Below are 20,483 nucleotides of genomic sequence, written 5' to 3'. Positions count from 1 at the left end.
TGACCGAGGCACCCCCTTGGCCGGGCTGAAGAGGCGCGCGACGGCCCGGGCGCCGGCGGCGGACCCGGGTGAGGAACGGGAGCACCCGATGCACCCGGCCGAACCGGCCTCGCCGTATGCGGACCGCTTTCCGCGGCCCCCGGTCTCACCCGGTGCCGCCGGCCCGGTGTCGCGCGGCGGCCAGCCGCTCCTCCGCCTGGTTCAGGAGCGTGTCCAGGACGACCGGATAGGCGCTGAGGTTCATCCGGTCCGCCAGCAGGTGTGCGGTGGCGGCGATGTGCGGGTGGGTCTCGGAGGGCAGCCGGGCGTAGGTGGAGGTCCACATGCCCTCGTCCGCCCCTCTCACCTCGTCCTTCACCGCCAGCGCGCCCGCGTCCAGGGCGGCGAAGGCCAGGGTCAGGTCGATGAAGGCGTGGTAGACGCCGACGGCGTCCCCGTCGCCGAAGCCGGCGCCGCGCAGGATGCCGAGGATCGTCTCGTCCACCTCGATCTCCCGGGGCCGGCCGGTGACACGGCTGGCGGTCAGCAGGGCGGCCTGGGGGTGGGCAAGGTAGGAGGTGTGGATGGCCAGGCCCAGGGCGCGCAGGTCCGGGCGCCATCTCCCGGTGGCCGTCCAGCTGTCGAGGGCGCGCCCCATCAGCTCCTCGCCGATGGCACGGGTCAGGTCGTCCAGGCCGGCGAAGTAGCGGTAGAGGGTGCTCGGGTCGGCACCGAGCGCGGCGCCGAGCCGGCGCGCGGTCAGTCCGGCGCTGCCGTGCTCGCGCAGCATCCGCAGCGCCGTCCGCACGATCTGCTTCTCCGACAGCACGGTGCCTTGGCGGGTCGGCCGTCGCCTGCGCCGTTCCGCCTCCGGAACCACCTTCTTGGGCATCGCGCGCTCCCTCGGAACCCCTTATGCCAACGCCGTAGACCTTAACCGTCGCGGTCGTGTTGCATCGAGGCGTCCCCGGGCGTTCGCCGGGACTGTCCCGACCCTCGACGAGAACGGTGTGTGACATGCGTGTGCTCCTCGTAGGTGCGGGCGGCGTCGGAACCGCCGCCACCCGTATCGCCGCCCGCCGCGATTTCCTGACCCACATGGTCGTCGCCGACTACGACCTCGCCCGTGCCGAGGCGGCCGTGGCCGCGCTCGACGACCAGGGGGGACGGTTCAGCGCGCACCGCCTGGACGCCTCCGACGAGGCGGCCGTCAGCCGGCTCCTCGTCGCGGAAGACTGCGACGTCCTGCTGAACGCGACCGACCCGCGGTTCGTGATGCCGCTGTTCCACGCGGCACTCGCCGCGGGTGCGCACTACGTCGACATGGCGATGTCGCTGTCCGTGCCGCACCCGACCGCCCCCTACGAACAGTGCGGGGTGAAGCTCGGCGACGAGCAGTTCGCCCTGGCCGGGGCCTGGGAGCGCGCCGGCCGTCTCGCCCTGGTCGGCATGGGCGTGGAACCGGGCCTGTCGGACGTCTTCGCCCGGTACGCGGCCGATCGGCTCTTCGACGAGATCGACGAGATCGGCGTCCGCGACGGCGCGAACCTCACCGTCGAGGGCTACGACTTCGCGCCCTCCTTCAGCATCTGGACCACCATCGAGGAGTGCCTCAACCCGCCCGTCGTCTACGAGAAGGACCGCGGCTGGTTCACCACGGCACCCTTCAGCGAGCCGGAGGTCTTCGACTTCCCCGCGGGCATCGGCCCCGTGGAGTGCGTGAACGTCGAGCACGAGGAGGTGCTCCTCGTGCCCCGCTGGGTGGACGCGCGCCGCGTGACCTTCAAGTACGGCCTCGGCGACGACTTCATCGCCAAGCTCAGGACCCTCCACGAGCTGGGGCTCGACTCGACCGGGAAGGTCACCGTCCCCGGCGCCGACGGGCCGGTCCAGGTCTCCCCGCGGGACGTGGTGGCCGCGTGCCTGCCCGACCCGGCCACGCTGGGCGACCGGATGAAGGGCAAGACCTGCGCGGGCACCTGGGTGAAGGGGACGAAGGACGGTGCCGCGCGCGAGGTGTACCTGTACCACGTCGTCGACAACGAATGGACGATGCGCGAGTACGGCTCCCAGGCCGTCGTCTGGCAGACCGCCGTCAACCCGGTGATCGCCCTCGAACTGATCGCCGACGGCAGGTGGAGGGCGAGCGGCGTCCTCGGCCCCGAGGCACTGCCGCCCGAGCCCTTCCTCGACCTGCTCGGTGAGTACGGGGCTCCGTGGGGACTGCGCGAGGAGAACTGAGCCGCCCGGCCCGGCACCGCCGCGGTGCGGCGCCCGGACGGGCACCGCCGGCCGGAGAACCGGAGCGGCACGTCCCGCTCCCGTTCTCCGGCCCCGGGTCCCCGGCCCGAGCGCACCGCCCGGACAGGGCTAGACGCGGTCCTGGAAGACGCAGTTCCACACGTGCGTGCCCGCGACGCCGCCGTCGGCGCGCACCGCTTCCAGCGTGTAGAAGTGCGTGGTCCCCCGCGCGGCCGTGGTGTCCGTGTAGGCACGGGTCTCGGCCGGCAGCAGCCCCGCGTGCAGCGGCTCGTACGCCTCCGTGGCCGCGTTCCACCGGCTGATCCGGTAGCCCACCACGTCGTCGCACTCGGCCGTCCGGTCGCACCGCCAGTTGATGGACGGCCCGTCCTCGGCGGGTCCACCGATCACGGTGCCGTAACCCATGCCGCCGAGGTCCCAGTCCCGGACGACCGTCACGGACGGCCGCAGGTCCAGTTCGGTGGCCTGGACGACCGTGGCCTTCGGGTCGCTCGGGAGCAGCGCGTTGCCCCAGAGGTCCTTGGCGACGACCGCGTACACGTACGTCTCGCCGTCCGGCAGGTCGCCGCAGAGGACGGCGAGCGGGTCGCTCGTGCCCTCCCGGCAGGAGGTGGGGCCGAGCCACTTGACCGTGCCGTCGGCCTGCCGGGCGCCGGTCCAGACCGCGTAGCGCTCGACGTCGTCCTCGTTCGAGGCCGCCCAGCTCACCAGCACGCCGTCGGCGCGCGGGGTGGCCCGCACGCCGGTGACCGGGCCGGGCGCGACGCGGTCCCCGGTGCGGACGACGAGGGGGGCGGACAGCGCCGACTCGTTCCCGGCCGGGTCCACCGCCGCGACCGCGTACGTCACGTACGTGCCCTCGGGCATGTCCAGGTCGTGGCAGGTGCCGCCGGTGCTGGTCTCGTCGCTCTCCTCGTCGGCGCAGGTCACGCGGGTGAGCACGGCCGGGTCGAGGGTCGTGCCGGGCGAGCGGTAGACGTGGTACGTCCCGCCGTTGTCGAAGTCCTCGTAGAAGCCGTCGGGCTGCTTCCAGTACACGTCGGTGTAGTCGGCGCGGACGACGGAGCCGAGGGAGACCGGAGAGGACTTCGGCGGCGTCCGGTCGACGCCGTCGCCGGTGACGGCGGCGTACGCCGACGGGTTGCCGAACGTGTCGAGGGCGCGGACCCGGTAGTACCGGGCGGTGTTCACGGGTGCGCCGGTGCGGTACGACGTCGTGGTCGTCGTGCCCAGCGACTCGAACGGACCGGTGGCCGCGGAGGCGGCGTACACCTCGTACGTCGCCGCGTCGGCGACCCCCTGCCAGGCGAGAGTGGCCCACCACGCGTCGCCCACGACCGAGAGGCCGGTCGGCGCCGCCGGGCCCGTGCGGTCCACGGTGACCGCGGTGACGTCGAGGCTCCCGGCCGACTCGCGGCCCGCCCTGTCGACGGCGCGGACCTCGTAGAGGAAGGTCTGACCCGTGGCGGGCGTCGCGTCCGTGAAGGACGGGGAGGTGAGCGGGGAGGTGCCGCTGACCTTCGCCCACTGGGTGGTGCCCAGCCGGCGGTAGACGCGGTAACCGGCGAGGTCCATCTCCTTGTTCGCGGTCCAGCGCAGGGTGATGCGCGCGGTGCCCTCCCGGTTGTAAACGGCGGTGAGGCCGGCCGGCGCGAGCGGCTTGACGGTGTCGACGGCTGCCTCGGTGCGCGGGGCGTAGGTGAACCCGGCGAGGGCGAGGCCGGTCCAGGCGACGTAGTCCACACGCAGGGTGTGCTTGCCGGCCGGGACGGTCAGGTCCACGGTCCTGCGGGCGGTGGTGGAGACGTTCTTCCACAGGTCGATCTTCCGCACGCCGTCGACGTAGACCCGCATGCCGTCCTGCGTGGCGGCGGAGAGCCGGAAGGGGCCGCCGGAGCCGAAGTCCCGGGTCAGGGACCAGCGGACGGAGAAGTTGTCCTTGGGCAGGGTGACGCCGGCCGGGTCGCCGTACCCGTAGTTCTCACTGACGGCCGCGTCGCAGGCGGTCAGCTTCGGCGTGCCGCTGAAGGTGGAGTTGCCGAAGTACTGCACCTTCCAGACGGCAGGGGCGCAGGTGACGGCCGCGAGGGCCGGCGTGGCGGTGATCAGGCCGCCGGTGGCGGCGAGGGCGGCTGTCGCGGCGAGCGCGGTCAGCCGGATACGAGTCGACACAGAGGGTGGGGCCCTTTCCGGACCGAGGAGGGACAGAGGAAACAGGTGACGCCCGTGTGACCCACGAGACGAGGGCAGGGTTGCCCTGCCCACCAGGGTTCGTACCCGCGGCCTTCGGCAGGCCTCGACGCGTACCGCGTCCGCGTGCTTTTCGAACCCGGCCTCAGCCGGGGAAGCCGTCGCGCAGGATCTGCCTGGCCACCCGGGTCCGGGCGTCGGCGAGTTCGGCGTCGATCCGCCGGGCACGGTCTTCACCGACCACGACGGCCGGAGCCACGCTCCCCATGGCGAGGAGGCAGGCGCGCCGCAGATGGGTCGGCGGATGCGTCGCGTCGACACGGTGCCCGCGCCGGGCGCCGACGCGGCGCAGACGTTCGTACTCCGACTCGGGTACGGACGCCATGCTCGTGACGAGCCGGTCCCACAAGCCGTGCGCGCGGTCGTCGGCCCCCTGGGTCCGGCGGCCGCCCCGTGCCTGCAGGCTGACTTCCCGGCGCAGGACGGTCGCCGCGGAATCGGATGTCAGGAGCCGGTCCATGAGTTGCACGGCCGCCTCGGTCGACGCGGCGCGGCCGGCCAGGCGGTCGGCGAGGTACTCGGCACGCTGCGTGGCGCGCGACGTGAGGCGGTCGAGCGTGAGCATCGCGCCCCGAACCAGCAGCCACGGTACGAAGCACACGACGCTGACGAGGAACTGCACGGGGCTGGGGCGGTGAGCGGGGGCGAGGTAATAGGCCCAGGCGGCAAGCGAGCGGTGTGCGCTCGCGACGAGCATTCCGTGCCGTACGTCCCCGTTGCCGAAGTGGCCCAGCTCGTGGCCGAGCAGTGCGATCCGCTGCGGAGGAGTGAGGACCTCCCACAGCGGCAGTCCCAGGGTCAGCAGCCGTCGACCGCGCGGCCCGTACGTCGTCACACCGGCGTTGATGTCCGCGTCGACCGCCACCGTGTCCACTCCGCGCGTGCCGACGACTTCCGCGACGTCGTCGATCAGGGAGAAGAGTTCGGGCGCGTCGGCGCGGTGCAGCACCGGTCCGTCCTGGGGCAGCTTGCCGAGCCGGGGCCGCAGGGACCAGGCGAGAGCCAGGAGGAGCAGCCCGCCCGCCATCGGGACTCCGCCCCACCCGGAAACGATCCACCGGATTCCCAGGGCGGTGACCAGCAGCGTCACACTGTGAACGAGGACGGCGCAGACACAGGCGAGGACGGCGGCGACGTCCCGTCGCGCACGCGGCTCACCACCTGACGCCATGTCGGCCGCCAGGCGCGCGCCGTACCGGTGGGCCGCTGCCTGCCGGGTCCGCGCCGGCGAACCGTGCTCGGCCTCCGGCTTCTGCGGGTCCACGTTCCAGTCACAGGCGGCGCACCACACGGTGAAGCGGGCGTCCCCCCGTATGTCGCTTCCGCACCGAGGACAGACCTGTACCGTCTCGTCCGCCGTGATCCCCACCCCTGTGGCCTTCCTTCGCCGAGGCCCTTCCCCAAAGGCCTCCTGTGCATGACACGGCGTAGTGGATCACGCCGCTGACCAGGTGTAAAGGCGCACCGGGCGCCGTCCGGCGCCGCGCCCGGCAGCGCCCGGCCTCCGGTCACCAGCGGGGGACCGGCGGCGTCTCCGGTGCGTGCTGCCGCCAGGCCCCGGCGAGGCGGACCGGGCGGGGGCGGCGACGGCGCGCACGGTGGCGATCCTGCCGTCGGCGACGTCGAACGTCACGGCGCCGACGACCTGGGTACCGGCCTACGTACGGCAGGTGCCGGTCGCGTCGGGACGGGGGGTCGCGGTGGGCGCGTAGTGCCGGGAGAAGATCGCTGCGACCAGGTCGCGGCGGCTGCGGACCCCGGTCTTGTCGAACACGGCCTTCAGGTGGTCCTGCACGGTGTGCGGCGACAGCCGCAGCCGCCGGCCGATCTCCTGGGTGGAGTAGCCGTGGAAGACGAGTTCGGCCACCGCGCACTCGCGTGGGGAGAGGCCGTAGGCGCGGACGAGGAAGGCCGCCCGTCCCAGCGGATCGGCGGGCTCCATCGCGACGGCGACGCACGCGCCGAGGTCCTCGTCCAGCGCCCAGGCGTGCAACTGGACGGTCTCCCGGCTGCGCGCTCGGGCCCATGAGGTCACGGACCGCGACGCCTCGCCCGCGCGGGCGGCGGCCCGGACGGAGGCGGCCACCGCGTAGACGGCGATGGGCAGACCGTGGCCGCCGTTCCCCGACTCAAGTTCGCCGAGCCAGTGGTCGGCGGTGGGCGAGGTGAAGACCGGCTCGTAGCCGGCGTCCAGCATGACCAGTCCCGGGGCGGTGGGGTGGGAGGCCGCCCGAGCGCTCTCCTGGACGAGCAGGTGCCGCAGCACCCGTCCCAGCGGTTCGGCGAGTGAGCCGGCCGCTTCGAGTTCCGCCTCGTCGAACGGGGGGAGGTCGGCGCTGCGCCCCAGCACGAGGGCGCCCCAGCTCCCGTGCCGGTCGCGCAGCACCACCCGTAACTCGTCCCGCTGCCCCAGGGGCTGGCAGATGTCGCGGTAGCGCGGACTGGTCCGCGGGTCGCCCTTCACCTCGCGGCTGAGCAGGCCGACCGGTGCGGGCCGGCGGGCGAGGTCCGGGATGTGGTTCACGTCCCCCTCGCGGTACTCGATGTCCAGCATCCGCGGCATCAGCGCGATCGGCACGCCCCGCCGGTAGTTCCCCCCGGTGCTGATCAGCGTCAGCGGGTCGAGCGTGACGCCCGCCCACACCTCGCAGGGGAAATCCGGGAGCATCGCCTCCGTCACCCGGTCGAAGAAAGCCCGCACGTCCCGCGCACCCGCGGCCGCTCGCAACGTGTTCCGGTGAATACGAGCGGACCGACCCCCGTCATGGCTCATGGGACGGAGCGTAACGCCGGACACCGGATCGGGGGCAGTCGCAGGAGAGGAACACAAGAGGAAGAGGAGCGCGCGCAGGCCCCCGGATTTCCGGGATCGGCCCGATCCGGCGGCGCTGCCGGCCTTGTCGGGCCGAACGCCGCTCATGGGGCACCGCCTCCGCCGCACACCGACCGCACAACAGTCCGGGAGGACGCATCACCCGCGACGGTCCCGCACAGATCGTCCGGGACATCACCTCCGCCTGTCCGCTGCGCTGCGCTGCGTGCACTGCCACTCCGAATCCGGACGGCGTCCGGCGCGACAGCGCGACCTCGACGGGATGCTGCGGGTCGCCGACGGGCCCATCGCGCCCGGACCCGACAGCATCGCCCTGGCGGGCGGTGAACCCCTCCTGGCCAAGGGGGTGTTCGAAGTGGCGGAACGGCTGGCGCGAGCCGGCATCGAGGTCATCCTCTGCACCGGCGGCTGGTCGCTGGAGCCGTGGATGACCGAGCCCGCCGCCCGCCTGTTCTTCCGGGGCAGCGTCAGCGTCGACGGCGGCACCCCCGAGGCCCACGACCGGCTCCGCGGCCGGGCCCGCCTGCGTCCACCACCGGCACGCCCTGCGGGGCGGACGGCGTCTCGCCCCGGACGAGACCGGAACGGCCGTGGTCCCCGACCACGCCACCGGACTCAGCGGCGTCCTCGCCTTCCACCTGCGCCTCCGCCACGGCGGACCACGCCTGTGGCAGCCCGGTGTGCTCACCGGTCACTCCCCGGCGGCCGCCCCCCCCTGACCGGTCGTCCCGGCCGGCACCCCTGACCCCGTGGCGCCGCGGGCCGGTCCGCCGCACCACGGTCGCCCCCCCCGCACCCGCGGTACGAAGGAGGGAGGTGAACACCATGGAGAACGAAACGCAGTTCCGTGTGGACGCCCTGCAGATGCTGGAGGAGGAAGCCGACCTCGGCCTGTTCCCGTGCACGGTGACGACGACGCGTGACCTCAACACCGTCCGAGATCCCCGATGACCCCGCTCCGCCCGCCGCACCCGGCGGGCGGACCGGAGCGCCGTCCCACCCCACGGCTGCGGGAGCCGGTCGGCGAAGGGCCCGGCGCCTGCCACGGAGGCCTGGAGCCACACCGCACAGGGGGAACCGCGGCGGAGAACAATGCTCCTGACGCACCGTCGGGACATTCGGTCGAGGCGCGCGTCGGGCCGTAGGATCGGGTGCCCTTGGGGGTGGGACTGTGGTCAGACGGAGTTCGGGCACGCCGACGCTGGAAGAGGTGGCCGCCCTGGCCGGAGTGGGCCGGGGCACGGTCTCCCGGGTCATCAACGACGCGGCGGGTGTCAAGGAGTCCACGCGCCGTGCCGTGCGGCGCGCCATCGACGAACTGGGCTACGTGCCCAACCTGGCGGCGCGTTCACTGGCCGGGCGGCGTACGGACGCCGTCGCGCTGGTGATGACGAACACGGACTGGCGGTTGTTCGGGGAGCCGTTCTTCTCCGAGGTCGTGCGGGCGGTCGGGGACGCCCTGTCCGATACGGCGGTGCAGCTGCTGCTCACCCTGGTCCGCACGGACGCCGACCGGAAGCGGTTCGTGGAGTACGCGCGCGGCGGCCGGGTCGACGGGGTGCTGCTGATGTCCGTGCCGGCCGAGGACCGGCTGCCGGACATGCTCGCCGACGCCGGGCTGCCCACGGTGCTGCTGGGCCGGCGCTCGGGCGACGAGCGGATGACGTACGTGGACGCGGACAACGTCGGCGGGGCGCGTACGGCGGTCCGTCACCTGGTGGCCGGCGGCCGGAGGGCCGTCGCGGCCATCACCGGCCCGCCCGACATGTACGTCGCCCGGTGCCGGCTGCGCGGCTACCAGGAGGCTCTGGCCGAGGCCGGGCTCGGCCACGGGCCGGCCCTGGTGGCCCAGGGCGACTTCACCGAGGCCAGCGGGCGCCGGGCGATGGCCCGGCTCATCGAGCGGCACCCGGAGGTCGACGCCGTCTTCGCCGCCTCGGACGCCATGGCGGCCGGGGCGCTGGACGCCCTGCGTGCGGCGGGGCGCCGGGTGCCGCAGGACGTGGCGGTGATCGGCTTCGACGACTTCGAGCTGGCCGAGCAGACGGATCCACCGCTGACGACCGTCCGCCAGCCGCTGGAGGAGATCGGGCGGACGATGGTGCGGCTGCTGCTGGAGGAGATCGAGCAGCCGGAAGTGGCCTGGCGTCATGTGATCCTGCGGACGCGGCTGGTGACGCGCGAGTCGGCGTGAGTTCGCCACGGGCACGCTGAAGCGACCGGCGACCGGCGACCGGCGATCAGCGACCGGCGATCAGCGGCTGGCGATCAGCGACCGGCGTGCACGGGCCGCGGGGGCACGGGTCCGCGCCCACGGGCCGAGGCCGCTCACCGGCCATGGCGGCGAAACTTTCGGGAGCGCTCCCAACTGCCGGGCATGTGACAGGCGTTGACCGCCCACCTCTTTGCCCGCCGCTGACCTGTGGCTTCGAAATCTGTTCGACGCATTCGGTTCCCGAGGGTTGTCAGGGAGGCGGGCGGCTCCTAATCTCCCACCCGAACCACTGGATGGGAGCGCTCCCAGTCATGGCGGGCCGGGCGCGCCCCCGATGTCCTGTGCGCTCCCTCCGGTTGTCCCTCCCAGAGAGGCCCCCACATGCGACCGTTACCGCACCGCTCCGGAACCGCGCGCGGCCTGCTCGGCGCGCTGCTCACCGCTCTCGCCACCGTCGCGGCCCTCCTGGCCGTCGCGCCGGCGGCGCAGGCGGACACCCTGGTCTGCGAGCAGTTCGGCTCGACCACGATCCAGGGCCGCTACGTGGTCCAGAACAACCGCTGGGGCACCAGCGCCCCCCAGTGCGTCACCGCCACCGACACCGGCTTCCGGCTGACCCAGGCCGACGGATCCGTGCCCACCAGCGGTGCCCCGAAGTCGTACCCGTCGCTCTTCAACGGCTGCCACTACACCAACTGTTCGCCTGGGACCAACCTCCCGGCGCAGCTCAGCGGCATCGCCGCCGCCCCCAGCAGCATCTCGTACGGCTATGTCGGCGACGCCGTGTACAACGCGTCGTACGACATCTGGCTGGACCCCACACCCAGGACCGACGGGGTGAACAAGACCGAGATCATGATCTGGCTCAACAAGGTCGGCCCGATCCAGCCGATCGGCGCCCAGGTGGGCACCACCACCGTGGCCGGGCGCACCTGGCAGGTGTGGACGGGCAGCAACGGGTCCAACGACGTGATCTCCTTCGTCGCCCCGTCGGCGATCGCCGGCTGGAGCTTCGACGTCATGGACTTCGTACGGGAGACCGTCCGCCGCGGAATGGCCCAGAACAACTGGTACCTGACGAGCGTTCAGGCCGGGTTCGAGCCGTGGCAGAACGGCGCCGGGCTCGCGGTGAACTCCTTCTCCTCCGCCGTGAACCTCGGTACCCCCGGCGACCCGGGAAACCCCGGTGACCCGGCGACGGCCTGCAAGGTGACGTACGCGACGAACGTCTGGACCGGTGGCTTCACCGCCGACGTCACCGTCACCAACACGGGTTCGGCTCCGGTCGACCCCTGGAAACTGGCCTTCACCCTGCCCTCCGGGCAGCGGATCACCAACGCCTGGAACGCCACCGTCACCCCGTCCACGGGGGCGGTGACGGCGACCGCCCTCGCCCACAACGCGCGGATCGCGCCCGGCGCCGGACAGACCTTCGGCTTCCAGGGCACCTACAGCGGCTCGTTCGCCCAGCCGGCCGGGTTCAGCCTCAACGGCACCGCCTGCGCGTGAACTGACCCCCGCCTGCCGCCCGCTGTCGCGATCCGACGCCGGCCGTGCCCGCCCGCGGAACCCGCCCCCCCACCTCCCCGTGCCGAGCCGGGGGCGGGCCCCGGGACGACCGTTGCCGCTCCTTCGCCGCTCCTTCGCTTTTCCGGCCTCACCCGGAAAGGCCCACGCCGAACGACGCGCTGTCACCCGGCGGCACCACCTCGTTCGGCTTCACCGCCGACAGCCCCACGGGCACGCCCGCCACCCCGTGCACCGGCTCATGACGCACGACCCCCGCGTACTTCCGAGGAGGGCACGATGAACCGTCCGACCGGATCCGGCGCCACCCGCCCCCGTCCGGCCCGCCGACGCCCCGGCCGTGCCCGCCCACGTCGGCACCGTGCCGGTCCGGGCACACCGCCCGCCTGATCCACGCACCCCCCCCAGATCCCCCCGCCCGTCCGGCGCTTTCCTCCCCGGACGGGCGGGGGCTCCACCACCGGACGGTGAACCGCGAAGGAGAGAAGCGCGACCGGAAGACGACCCCCACACAGGCACAGGAGACACCATGGCTCGACGCAACAACCGACTCGTCCCGCTGGCGGCCGCCGTACTGGCGACGCTGCTCGGCGGACTCGGTCTGGCCCTGCTGGGCCAGGGCGACGCGCAGGCGCACGGCGTCACGATGACCCCCGGATCGAGGACCTACCTCTGCTACCTGGACGCCAGGACCAGCACCGGTTCCCTGGACCCGACCAACCCGGCCTGCCGGGCCGCGTTCAACGAGAGCGGCGCGACCGCGCTGTACAACTGGTTCGCCGTGCTCGACTCCAACGCCGGTGGCCGCGGCCCCGGTTACGTCCCCGACGGCAAGCTGTGCAGCGCCGGCGACAAGTCGCCGTACAACTTCACCGGCTACAACGCCGCCCGCTCCGACTGGCCCCGCACGCACCTCACCTCCGGGAGGACGATCCAGGTCAAGCACAGCAACTGGGCCGCGCACCCGGGGTCCTTCCGGGTGTACCTGTCCAAGCCCGGCTACTCGCCCGCCACCGAACTGGGCTGGGACGACCTGGAGCTGATCCAGACGGTCACCGACCCGCCGCAGACGGGCTCGCCGGGCACCGACGGCGGCCACTACTACTGGGACCTGAACCTGCCCTCGGGCCGCTCCGGTGACGCGGTGATGTTCATCCAGTGGGTGCGCTCGGACAGCCAGGAGAACTTCTTCTCCTGCTCGGACATCGTCTTCGACGGCGGCAACGGCGAGGTGACCGGCATCCGGGGCTCGGGCAGCACCCCGACCCCGACTCCCACACCGACTCCGACTCCCACACCGACTTCCACCCCGACCACGACCCCGACCACGACCCCGACTCCCACCCCGACCCCGACGCCGTCCGACCCGCACGCCGGGTGCATGGCCGTGTACAGCGTCACCAACTCCTGGAGCGGCGGCTTCCAGGGCTCGGTCGAGGTCATGAACCACGGCACGGCGGCCCGCGACGGCTGGGCCGTGAAGTGGACGCCCGGCGCGGGCACCAGGATCAGCAGTGTCTGGAACGGCGCGCTGAGCAACGGACCCGACGGCACGGTCACGGTCGGAAACCTCGACTACAACCGGACCCTCCCGCCGGACGGCAGCGTCACCTTCGGGTTCACCGCGACATCGACCGGCAACAACTTCCCGGTCGGCTCGATCGGCTGCGTCAACCCGTAGGGCCGCTCGTCCGGATCGGGCCGCTCGTCCGGATCGGGCCGGGCTCGCGGGGTCTGCCCGGTCCGGCCCGATCCGGACGGGACACCCCGGCCGTCGGCCGGGGGGGGGGGGGGGGGGGGCCCCCCCGCGGGGGGGGGGGCCCCCCCCCGCCCCCGCCCGGGGGGGGGGGCCCCCCCCGCCCCCCCCCGGGGGGGGGCGCGCCCCGGGGGGGGGGGGGGGGGGACCCCCCTATCGGGAGGGCACCCCCCGGCCGGCGGCGGGGGGGGCGCGGGGCCCCCCCGCGGGGGGCCCCCCCCGCCGCCCTGCGTCCGGACGCGGTGCCGGTCCGCCCGCGAAGCCCCGTGCGGCGGGGCCCTCCGGGTACGGTCCGTGGGTCCTCGAACCCGGTGCGACGCGCGGGACGGCGGGAGAACGGGGATGCTGGTGGCGTGAGCACGAACCCGTGACCTGCTGGAACGGGATGGTGAGCGTCGTGGTGGTGAACGAGGAAACCCCGCGCGAAGCTGCTGTCGCGTGCGTCGATCCGTTAGGAGATCCGTTTCTGCGGACGCGTTTCGTCCCGCCCGCGAGACCCGGCACGTTCCTGCCCCGCGAGCGGCTGGCCAGGCACCTGGACCAGGCATCGGCGACACCGCTGACGATGGTCAACGGATCCGCCGGCGCCGGCAAGACCCTGCTGGTGGCGGAGTGGGCCGCACAGCTGTCGCAGCCGGTCGCCTGGCTCACCCTGGACCGGGTGGTCCAGGGGCCGGGGGTGTTCTGGGCACATCTGCTCCAGGCACTGCGCACCGCCGGTGTGCCGCTGCCCGTCGAGATCGGTTCCCCCGCCGACGCGAACCGGGTGAACCACACGTTGCCGACCCGGCTCGCCGCGGAGCTCGGCAGCCGCGACCGCCCCGTGGTCGTGGTGCTCGACGAGTACGACCGGGTGACCGCCCCGGAGATCTCGCAGCAGCTGGATTTCGTCCTGCACCACGCCGGGCCGGGACTGCGTCTGATCCTGGTCACCCGCACCGAGCCGCTGCTCCCGCTGCACCGCTACCGGACGGCCGGGGAGATGACCGAGATCCGCGGCGCCGAACTGGCCTTCACGCCCGAGGAGACGGTCGCGCTGCTGGAACTGCACGGGCTGGACCTGTCCGTCGAGGCGGCGGGGACGCTGGTGGACCGTACCGGGGGATGGGCGGCGGGCCTCCGGCTGTGCGCCCTGGCCGCGCAGCACAGCCCGGACCCGGAGCTCTACCTGAAGGAGTTCGAGGCGGGGCACAGCACGATCGCCGACTTCCTGCTGGCCGAGGTGCTCAAGCGGCAGACGTCCCAGACGCAGGACCTCCTGCTGCGCGTCAGCGTCCTGGACCGCTTCCGCGCCGACCTGGTGAACGCCCTGACCGAGCGCGGCGACGCCGAGCCCATCCTCGCCGGACTCCATCGCGAGAACGCGTTCGTCGAGCACCTCGGGCACGGCTGGTACCGCCTGCATCCGCTGTTCCGGGAGATCCTCCGGGCCCATCTGCGGGAGCGTTCTCCCGGCCTGGAGCCGGAACTGCACCGACGGGCCGCGCGGTGGCTGCGGCACTCGGGTTCTCTCGCGGAGATGCTCGCCCACGGCGCCGCCGCGGGGGACCGGGAGTTCACCTCCCGTGCCCTCGTCGACGATCTGGCGATCGGGCGGCTCTTCACCGGCCTGCGCGCCGACGACCTGGCCGAACTGTTCGCCGACGGGGAACCCGGGGCGGCGAGCCCCGCGACGGACCTCGTCCGCGCGGCCCGTGACCTGTCCCGGTACGACCTCGACCGGGGACTGGCCCACCTCCGGCACGCCGGGGAACAGCCGGCCGCCGACGCGTGCGAGCCGCCGGCCGCCCGGCTGAGCCGCGCCCTGCTGGAGGTGTTCGCGGCCCGGCTGGCGGGCTGCCCGGACCGGGCCGAGCAGGCCGCGGAAGAGGCCCGGGAACTGCTGCGGGAGATCCCCTCCCACCTGCTGGACCGGCACCCGGAACTCCCCGCACTGCTGCTGACCCACCTGGGCTCGACGCGGCTGTGGGCCGGGCGTTTCACGGAGGCACGGGCCGCCCTCACCACGGCGGCCCGCAGTCCCGGCGGCGCCGCCACGGCGCTCCCGCGCAAGGAGTCCCTGGAACACCTCGCGCTCATCGACCACCTCGACGGGTGGCCCGGCAGGGCGGAACGCAAGGTCGTCGCGGCGATGACCGAGTCGGAGCGGTTCGGCCTGCCCCAGCCGGCCGGCCCGGAACTCGGGCGGCTGGTCCTGGCCGCGGTGGCCGTCGACCGCGACGACCTGGGCCGGGCCCGCGCCCTGCTCGACCAGCCGTCCGACCCGGTGGCGCGGGACCCGGTGGCCGCCGCGGTCCGGTCCATCGCGGCGGCTCGTCTGTTCCTGGCCCGGGGCCGGACGCACGCCGCCCTGGCGGCCACGGACCCGGCCCTGGCCACCGATGCGGCCTCGCCCTGGGCGAGGAGCCACGCCGCCCTGATCGCGTCGGCCGTCCATCTGGCCGAGGGCCGCCCGGACGCGGCCGCCGAGGTGCTGGAGCCGTTGGCCGACGAGCAGCCGGCGTGCGCCGTGGGCGCCGCGCGGGCCCGCCTCGCCGCGGGTGACCGGCGCGCGGCCCTGCACCTCCTCGACGCCGTCCCGGCCCGCGGGTCCGCCGGCCCGGCGGTGACCGTCCGCGCCACTCTGGTGCGGGCACAGGCCGCGCACATGGCGGGCGATGTCGCCGCCGCCCGCCGGCTGGTCGCCCGGACGCTCGTGGAGGCCCGGCGCGAGAAGCTGCGAAGGCCGTTCCTGGAAGCCGGACCCTGGATCGGACCCCTCCTGGCCACGGCACCCCTGCGGGGACTGGCCGCGGGCTGGCTCGTGCCGGGACCCGCACCGGACGGCGATCCGAGCCCCTCCGCGACGGAGCCGGCACCGGTGCTGGTGGAGCAGCTGAGCGGACGTGAGCGTGACGTGCTGCGGCGGCTCGCCCAGATGATGTCGACCGAGGACATCGCCGCCGATCTGTTCGTGTCGGTGAACACGGTGAAGACCCACCTCAAGAGCGCCTACCGGAAGCTGTCGGTGAGCCGGCGCGGCGACGCCGTGCGGCGGGCGCGCGAGCTGCGGCTGCTGTGACCGCCCCGGTCCCCGGTGAGGTGGCCGCCCGGCGGTGCTCCGGGTTCCGAGGCCGGGCCCCGCGGCGGGCGGCGGCCGTGCCGGCCTCGCCCGTGGCGGCCTCGGGAGCCGCCGCGCCGGCCTCGGGAGCCGTGCCGGCCTCGCCCGTGGTGGGTGAGGCGCCCGTCGGGTATCCGTGGTGCGATGGCAGCGGCGGCGTGCTTGCCGGCCGCCGTCCGGGTGCCGGTTCCGGTGCCGGGCCGACTCGGTGAGGTGGACACCGTGAGACATCGGCGTGTTCCGACCGTCCTGTGGACGGCCCGGTTCCTGATGGTGCCGGACACCTCCGTGACGAACGTCTCCGTCGGCATCGGTTCCTGCGCCTCGGCCCGGCTCGCCGGCTCGGAGGCGGCCGTCCCGGCGACCGGGGGCGTCACCCCGGCGGACTTCCCGGTCACCCGGCACCCGTCCGTCGGCGACGGCGTCGTCCGGGACGGAGGCGGACCGGCACCGACGACGACGCGGCCGGGGCGGCGCTCGGGCCCGCGACGGAGGCCGTGATGTCCCGGACCGGGCACGCCGCGACCCGGGCGGCTGAACGCCGGGCGCACGCCGACTACACCGGCGGCGTCTACGGATCGATGCTCGCGGCCTCGGTCGTGATCGGTGCCGGCACCCTGGGCTCGTTCCCGCGCCTCGAACTGGTGCTGCTGTTGCTGCTCACGGGTCTGGTGTTCTGGGTCGCGCACGTGCACGCCCAGTTGTTCGGCGCGCGGCTGGCGCAGCAACGCCTTAACCGCCGGGTCGTGCTGCACGTGTGCCGGGACGAGTGGCCGATCGTCAAGGCCGCCGTCCCGCCCGCCGTCGCGGTGGCGGTCAGCCCGTTGCTGGGTCTGGACACGTCGGGCACCCTGTGGCTGGCGCTCGCCGTCGCCGTGGCCGGTCAGGTGGGCTGGTCGATGGCCGCCGCCCGCCGGGCCGGAGCGGCCTGGCGTCAGGTGGCGGGCACCGCCGCGGTCAACCTGGTGCTCGGCCTGCTGATCGTCTCCTTCAAACTGATCCTGACCCACTGACCCACTGACGCCGACCGCCGACCGCCGACCGCCGACCGCCGACCCCCGACCGCCGGCTCGTGGCGCGGCGGGTCACCTGCGCAGGGTGAGGCCGGCGGGCGCACGAGGGCGGAGCATCGGAACGGTGGATGCGGTCGGCCTGGTGGACGTCACCTGCGGGAGAGCACCCCATGCAGTACGAGATCCGCGTCGAAGGGCACATGTCCGAGACGCTGACCAGCGCTTTTCCCGAGCTGGAGCACGTGGTGATCTCCGGCCAGACGGTGCTGTACGGGCCCCTCGTGGACGAGGCCCACCTGTACGGCCTGCTGGCCCGCTTCCAGTCGCTGGGGCTGCACGTGGTGGAGCTGCGGCGACTGCCGGAGTGACCCGCCCGGGCCCGCCGGCGTCGCGATCCGCAAGAGGACCGCTCGGCGCCGCCGGAATCCTCCCGCGGTGGCCCGCACCGAGCGGGCCGCTGCCGCGGTCACCCGCCGGGGTGATCCGGCACCCCTCGGGTGCGCGGGACGCCGGCCCGGTGCGGCACCCCACACCGGGCCGGCCGGCGGTCCGGCCGACGGCGAGACGGTGTCACGAGGAGGAACCATGACCGAATCGCATGGCGCGGTGCCGCCGACCGGAGCGCGGTCTCCTGTCGGCGAGCCGGTTCCGGACCGCGCGGAGGACCCCGCCGACCTGCTGGCCCGGCTCGGCGGCTCGTGGACCTGGCTGCTGGGGTCGGCGCTGGCGACCCTCGTGCCGGGCGTGCTGGCGCTGGCCTGGCCGGACGCCACCCTGCACGTGCTGGCGGTGATCATCGGGTTGTACCTGCTGGTGACCGGCGTGTTCCGGTTCGTCTCCGTCTTCGCCCGGCGCGAGCCCGGCGAACGGCTGTCCGGGCTGCTCGTCGCGGTGCTGTACGTGCTGGCCGGGGTGCTGTGCCTGCGGCACCCCCTGCAGACGATCACCGCGCTCTCGCTGATCGTCGGGATCAGCTGGCTCGTCACCGGCATGCTGACCGTCTACACGGCCCTCGCCGTCAGAGGCCTGCCCCACCGCGCCTTCCTCCTGGGTGCGGGGGCCCTCGGCATCGTCGCCGGCATCGTCGTGCTGGCCCTGCCCACCGAGTCGGTCCTCGCCCTCACACGGCTCCTCGGGCTGTGGCTGCTCCTGCTCGGTCTGGTCGAGCTGGGCATCGCCTTCGCCTGGCGGGCCGCACTGCGCAGGGCATGAGTCGTGTCCCCGGCCGACCCCACACGCCCCGGCATGAGGTCCCTCGCCCGACGGCCCCGGTCCTCGGCCCGGTCCTGGTGCTCATGGCCGTCCTGGCGGTGCTCGCGGCCGCCGTCGAACCGGCCCCGGCCGCTCCGGCGGGCGGACCGGGCCGGGCAGGCCCGTGAGTGATGTCCAGGAAGGCCGACGCGGCACCACGCCGGAGACACACGGTGGAGCGGATCACGGCGGCCCTGCGCGCCGGGCCCGCGGCCCGGCTGCTGCCCATGCTGTCGGCGCTCAACCTCGTGGAGGGCGCCGTCAGACTGGCCGCGCAGGCCTTCCTCACGGCGCTGCCGCTGCTGATGACCGTGGCGGCCTTCGCACCGGACGGCGTGCAGGACCTGCTCGCCGACTCCCTCTCGGCCGTCCTGGGCGCACCCGGCGACACCCTCGACGAGGTGCGCCGCACCTTCCAGGCCCCCGAGAGCGCGACGCGTGACTCCGTCGGAGCCGCGGGCGTCGTGCTGACGCTCGTCTCCGCCACGGCCTTCAGCCGCGCGTTGCAGGCGGTGTGCGAACGCTGCTGGCACCTGCCCAGATCACCGATACGGGTCGCGGCCTGGCGCTGGCTGCTCTGGCTCGTCGTCTGGCTCGCCGTCCTCCTCGTCCAGGCACCCCTGCGCGACGGCTTCGGCACCGGGGTGGTGTCCGGGCTGGTGCTGTCGATGACGTCCGCGACGCTCATGTGGTGGTGGTCCCAGCATCTGCTGCTGAGCGGTCGGACCGGCTGGCTGAGCCTGCTGCCCGGCGCGGTGCTCGCCGCCGCGGGGACCGTGCTGCTGAGCCGGATCGCCGGACTGCTCATGCCCACGGTCATGCGGCGCAGCCTGCGCGAGTTCGGCCCCCTCGGCCCGGTCTTCACCTTCCTGTCCTGGCTGATCGCCGTCTTCCTGGTGGCCGTCGCGGGACTGGCCCTCGGACAGTGGATCGCGGCCTCCGCCCGGTACCGCACCGCCGTCGCCTCCCGCCGACCGGACGGCGACCGGTGAACACGCGGGCGGGGACGAGCTCACCCGTCCCGGGTGAGGCCCTTCGCCTCCGGTGCGCGCACGCTGAGGACAGCAGGAACCGGCAGTCGGGCGTCCCGCCCGGAACGGAGCACCGAAAATGGGCACACAGACCTACCTCGCCTACGACTATCCGCTGCTGAGCATGTTCTGGACCATGCTGTGGTTCTTCCTGTGGATCATGTGGTTCATCCTGCTCTTCCGGATCATCGGCGACATCTTCCGCGACGACACCCTGAGCGGATGGGGCAAGACCGGCTGGCTCGTGTTCGTCGTCGTCCTTCCCTTCCTCGGCGTGTTCGTCTACGTCATCGCCCGCGGCAAGAGCATGGGGCAGCGGGAGATCACGCACGCCCGCAAGCAACAGGAAGTCTTCGACGCCTATGTCCGTGAGACCGCGGGCGGCCCCAGCCGGGCCGACGAACTGAACCGGCTGTCGGAGATCCGTGCCCGTGGCGACATCTCCGACGAGGAGTTCCAGCGGGCCAAGGAACTCGTCCTGAGCGACCACGGCGCGTCGGCTTCCCGCGATCGCGGCACCGCGTCCCGTCACTGAGCACGGCCGACGAAACGAGGCAGAGATGACCGCCACACACACTCCCCGCGCACACACGGCGAAGTACGAGTGGGCCGCGGGGCTGATGGTCTTCGCCGCCGTCATGCTCGCACTCGTGGGCATCCTCGACGTCTTCCGCGGCATCATGGCGATCGCCGAGGACGACGTCTTCCTCACCACACGCAACTACGTCTTCGAGTTCGACCTCACCGGCTGGGGCTGGATCCATCTCGCCCTGGGAGCGGTCGCCGTCGTCGTCAGCGTCGGCCTGTTCCAGGCGGCGACATGGGCGCGAGTCGCCGGCGTCGTCATCGCCGGACTCGTCGTCATCGCCAACTTCCTGTCCCTGCCGTACTACCCGGTGTGGTCGATCGTCATGATCGCGATGTCGGGGTTCGTCATCTGGGCCCTGTGCGTCGCCCGGAAGGAGGACTTCACCGACCCCTTCGACACCATGCCGCCCGGCGACCGGTGAGCCGCCCGTCCGGTGCCGCCCGAGCAGGCAGTGACCAGCGTCGCCGTACGTCCCTCCTCGACGGGCGAACATTGCGCGGCACTAGAGGGTCTTTCGTTTGGATCATGCCGGGCTCGCGGGGCCTGGTGCCGCCCCTCGCCGCGTTGTCGTCGGTTGCCAGGGCTCCGCCATGGCGCCCTCCTCCGCCTTGCGATGCACGGCACCAGGCCCCGCTCCTTGATCCGACCTGATCCAAACGAAAGACCCTAGCTCCAGG

18 protein-coding genes are annotated in these 20,483 nt (G+C 73.6%); 14 read left to right on the top strand and 4 right to left on the bottom strand.

The window, feature by feature from the left end:
* Window positions 1–145 precede the first annotated feature (145 nt).
* Window positions 146–871 (bottom strand): TetR/AcrR family transcriptional regulator, encoded by a 726-nt coding sequence (locus ACH4N1_RS13815; protein ID WP_398097028.1) that lies wholly within the window; start codon window positions 869–871, stop codon window positions 146–148.
* A gap of 125 nt (window positions 872–996) precedes the next feature.
* Here ACH4N1_RS13815 and ACH4N1_RS13810 point away from each other — a divergent pair, with 125 nt between their 5' ends.
* Window positions 997–2,220: a saccharopine dehydrogenase family protein gene (locus ACH4N1_RS13810; RefSeq protein WP_398097027.1), complete on the top strand. Its 1,224-nt coding sequence runs from the start codon at window positions 997–999 to the stop codon at window positions 2,218–2,220.
* Window positions 2,221–2,349: 129 nt separating this feature from the next.
* Here the strand turns inward: ACH4N1_RS13810 and ACH4N1_RS13805 are convergent, their stop codons facing one another.
* From ACH4N1_RS13805 to ACH4N1_RS13795, 3 genes are all read right to left on the bottom strand, one after another.
* Window positions 2,350–4,413, bottom strand: a complete 2,064-nt coding sequence (locus tag ACH4N1_RS13805) for a PA14 domain-containing protein (RefSeq protein WP_398097025.1) — start codon at window positions 4,411–4,413, stop codon at window positions 2,350–2,352.
* 163 nt (window positions 4,414–4,576) lie between these two features.
* Entirely contained in the window at window positions 4,577–5,755 is a 1,179-nt protein-coding gene (locus tag ACH4N1_RS13800; RefSeq protein ID WP_398097023.1) for a M48 family metalloprotease, read from the bottom strand.
* Window positions 5,756–6,148: 393 nt separating this feature from the next.
* Window positions 6,149–7,192, bottom strand: coding sequence for a helix-turn-helix transcriptional regulator (locus tag ACH4N1_RS13795; protein ID WP_398097021.1), 1,044 nt, complete (start codon window positions 7,190–7,192; stop codon window positions 6,149–6,151).
* A 70-nt stretch (window positions 7,193–7,262) separates the two neighbouring features.
* Between ACH4N1_RS13795 and ACH4N1_RS13790 the strand changes: the two genes are divergently transcribed.
* The 13 genes from ACH4N1_RS13790 (at window position 7,263) to ACH4N1_RS13730 (ending at window position 20,227) form a co-directional block, all read left to right on the top strand.
* On the top strand, window positions 7,263–8,069 hold the full coding sequence (locus tag ACH4N1_RS13790; RefSeq protein WP_398097019.1) for a radical SAM protein: 807 nt from the start codon (window positions 7,263–7,265) through the stop codon (window positions 8,067–8,069).
* Window positions 8,070–8,149: 80 nt separating this feature from the next.
* Entirely contained in the window at window positions 8,150–8,275 is a 126-nt protein-coding gene (locus ACH4N1_RS13785) for a hypothetical protein (protein WP_398097017.1), read from the top strand.
* Window positions 8,276–8,495: 220 nt separating this feature from the next.
* Window positions 8,496–9,518 (top strand): LacI family DNA-binding transcriptional regulator, encoded by a 1,023-nt coding sequence (locus ACH4N1_RS13780; protein WP_398097015.1) that lies wholly within the window; start codon window positions 8,496–8,498, stop codon window positions 9,516–9,518.
* 402 nt (window positions 9,519–9,920) lie between these two features.
* Window positions 9,921–11,048, top strand: a complete 1,128-nt coding sequence (locus ACH4N1_RS13775) for a cellulose binding domain-containing protein (protein WP_398097014.1) — start codon at window positions 9,921–9,923, stop codon at window positions 11,046–11,048.
* 547 nt (window positions 11,049–11,595) lie between these two features.
* On the top strand, window positions 11,596–12,747 hold the full coding sequence (locus ACH4N1_RS13770; protein ID WP_398097011.1) for a lytic polysaccharide monooxygenase: 1,152 nt from the start codon (window positions 11,596–11,598) through the stop codon (window positions 12,745–12,747).
* 460 nt (window positions 12,748–13,207) lie between these two features.
* On the top strand, window positions 13,208–15,883 hold the full coding sequence (locus tag ACH4N1_RS13765; protein WP_398097124.1) for a LuxR C-terminal-related transcriptional regulator: 2,676 nt from the start codon (window positions 13,208–13,210) through the stop codon (window positions 15,881–15,883).
* A gap of 261 nt (window positions 15,884–16,144) precedes the next feature.
* Window positions 16,145–16,423 carry a hypothetical protein gene (locus ACH4N1_RS13760; protein WP_398097009.1) on the top strand — a complete coding sequence of 93 codons (279 nt, stop codon included), beginning with the start codon at window positions 16,145–16,147 and terminating at the stop codon, window positions 16,421–16,423.
* Complete coding sequence (locus ACH4N1_RS13755; RefSeq protein ID WP_398097007.1) at window positions 16,423–16,935, top strand: hypothetical protein; 513 nt, start codon at window positions 16,423–16,425, stop codon at window positions 16,933–16,935. Before ACH4N1_RS13760 ends, ACH4N1_RS13755 begins: the two co-directional genes overlap by 1 nt.
* A gap of 170 nt (window positions 16,936–17,105) precedes the next feature.
* Window positions 17,106–17,303, top strand: a complete 198-nt coding sequence (locus tag ACH4N1_RS13750) for a hypothetical protein (protein ID WP_392245243.1) — start codon at window positions 17,106–17,108, stop codon at window positions 17,301–17,303.
* 217 nt (window positions 17,304–17,520) lie between these two features.
* Window positions 17,521–18,147, top strand: a complete 627-nt coding sequence (locus ACH4N1_RS13745) for an HdeD family acid-resistance protein (protein ID WP_398097006.1) — start codon at window positions 17,521–17,523, stop codon at window positions 18,145–18,147.
* Between the two features lie 212 nt (window positions 18,148–18,359).
* Complete coding sequence (locus tag ACH4N1_RS13740) at window positions 18,360–19,178, top strand: YhjD/YihY/BrkB family envelope integrity protein (protein ID WP_398097004.1); 819 nt, start codon at window positions 18,360–18,362, stop codon at window positions 19,176–19,178.
* A 118-nt stretch (window positions 19,179–19,296) separates the two neighbouring features.
* Window positions 19,297–19,752 carry an SHOCT domain-containing protein gene (locus tag ACH4N1_RS13735; protein ID WP_398097002.1) on the top strand — a complete coding sequence of 152 codons (456 nt, stop codon included), beginning with the start codon at window positions 19,297–19,299 and terminating at the stop codon, window positions 19,750–19,752.
* A gap of 25 nt (window positions 19,753–19,777) precedes the next feature.
* Complete coding sequence (locus ACH4N1_RS13730; RefSeq protein ID WP_398097001.1) at window positions 19,778–20,227, top strand: hypothetical protein; 450 nt, start codon at window positions 19,778–19,780, stop codon at window positions 20,225–20,227.
* Window positions 20,228–20,483 lie beyond the last annotated feature (256 nt).

It is taken from the genome of Streptomyces sp. NPDC017202 (assembly GCF_044331705.1).
Classification (GTDB): Bacteria; Actinomycetota; Actinomycetes; order Streptomycetales; family Streptomycetaceae; genus Streptomyces.
The sequence above is the reverse complement of the archived record's forward strand: the minus strand, read 5'-3'. Positions and strand labels throughout refer to the sequence as shown.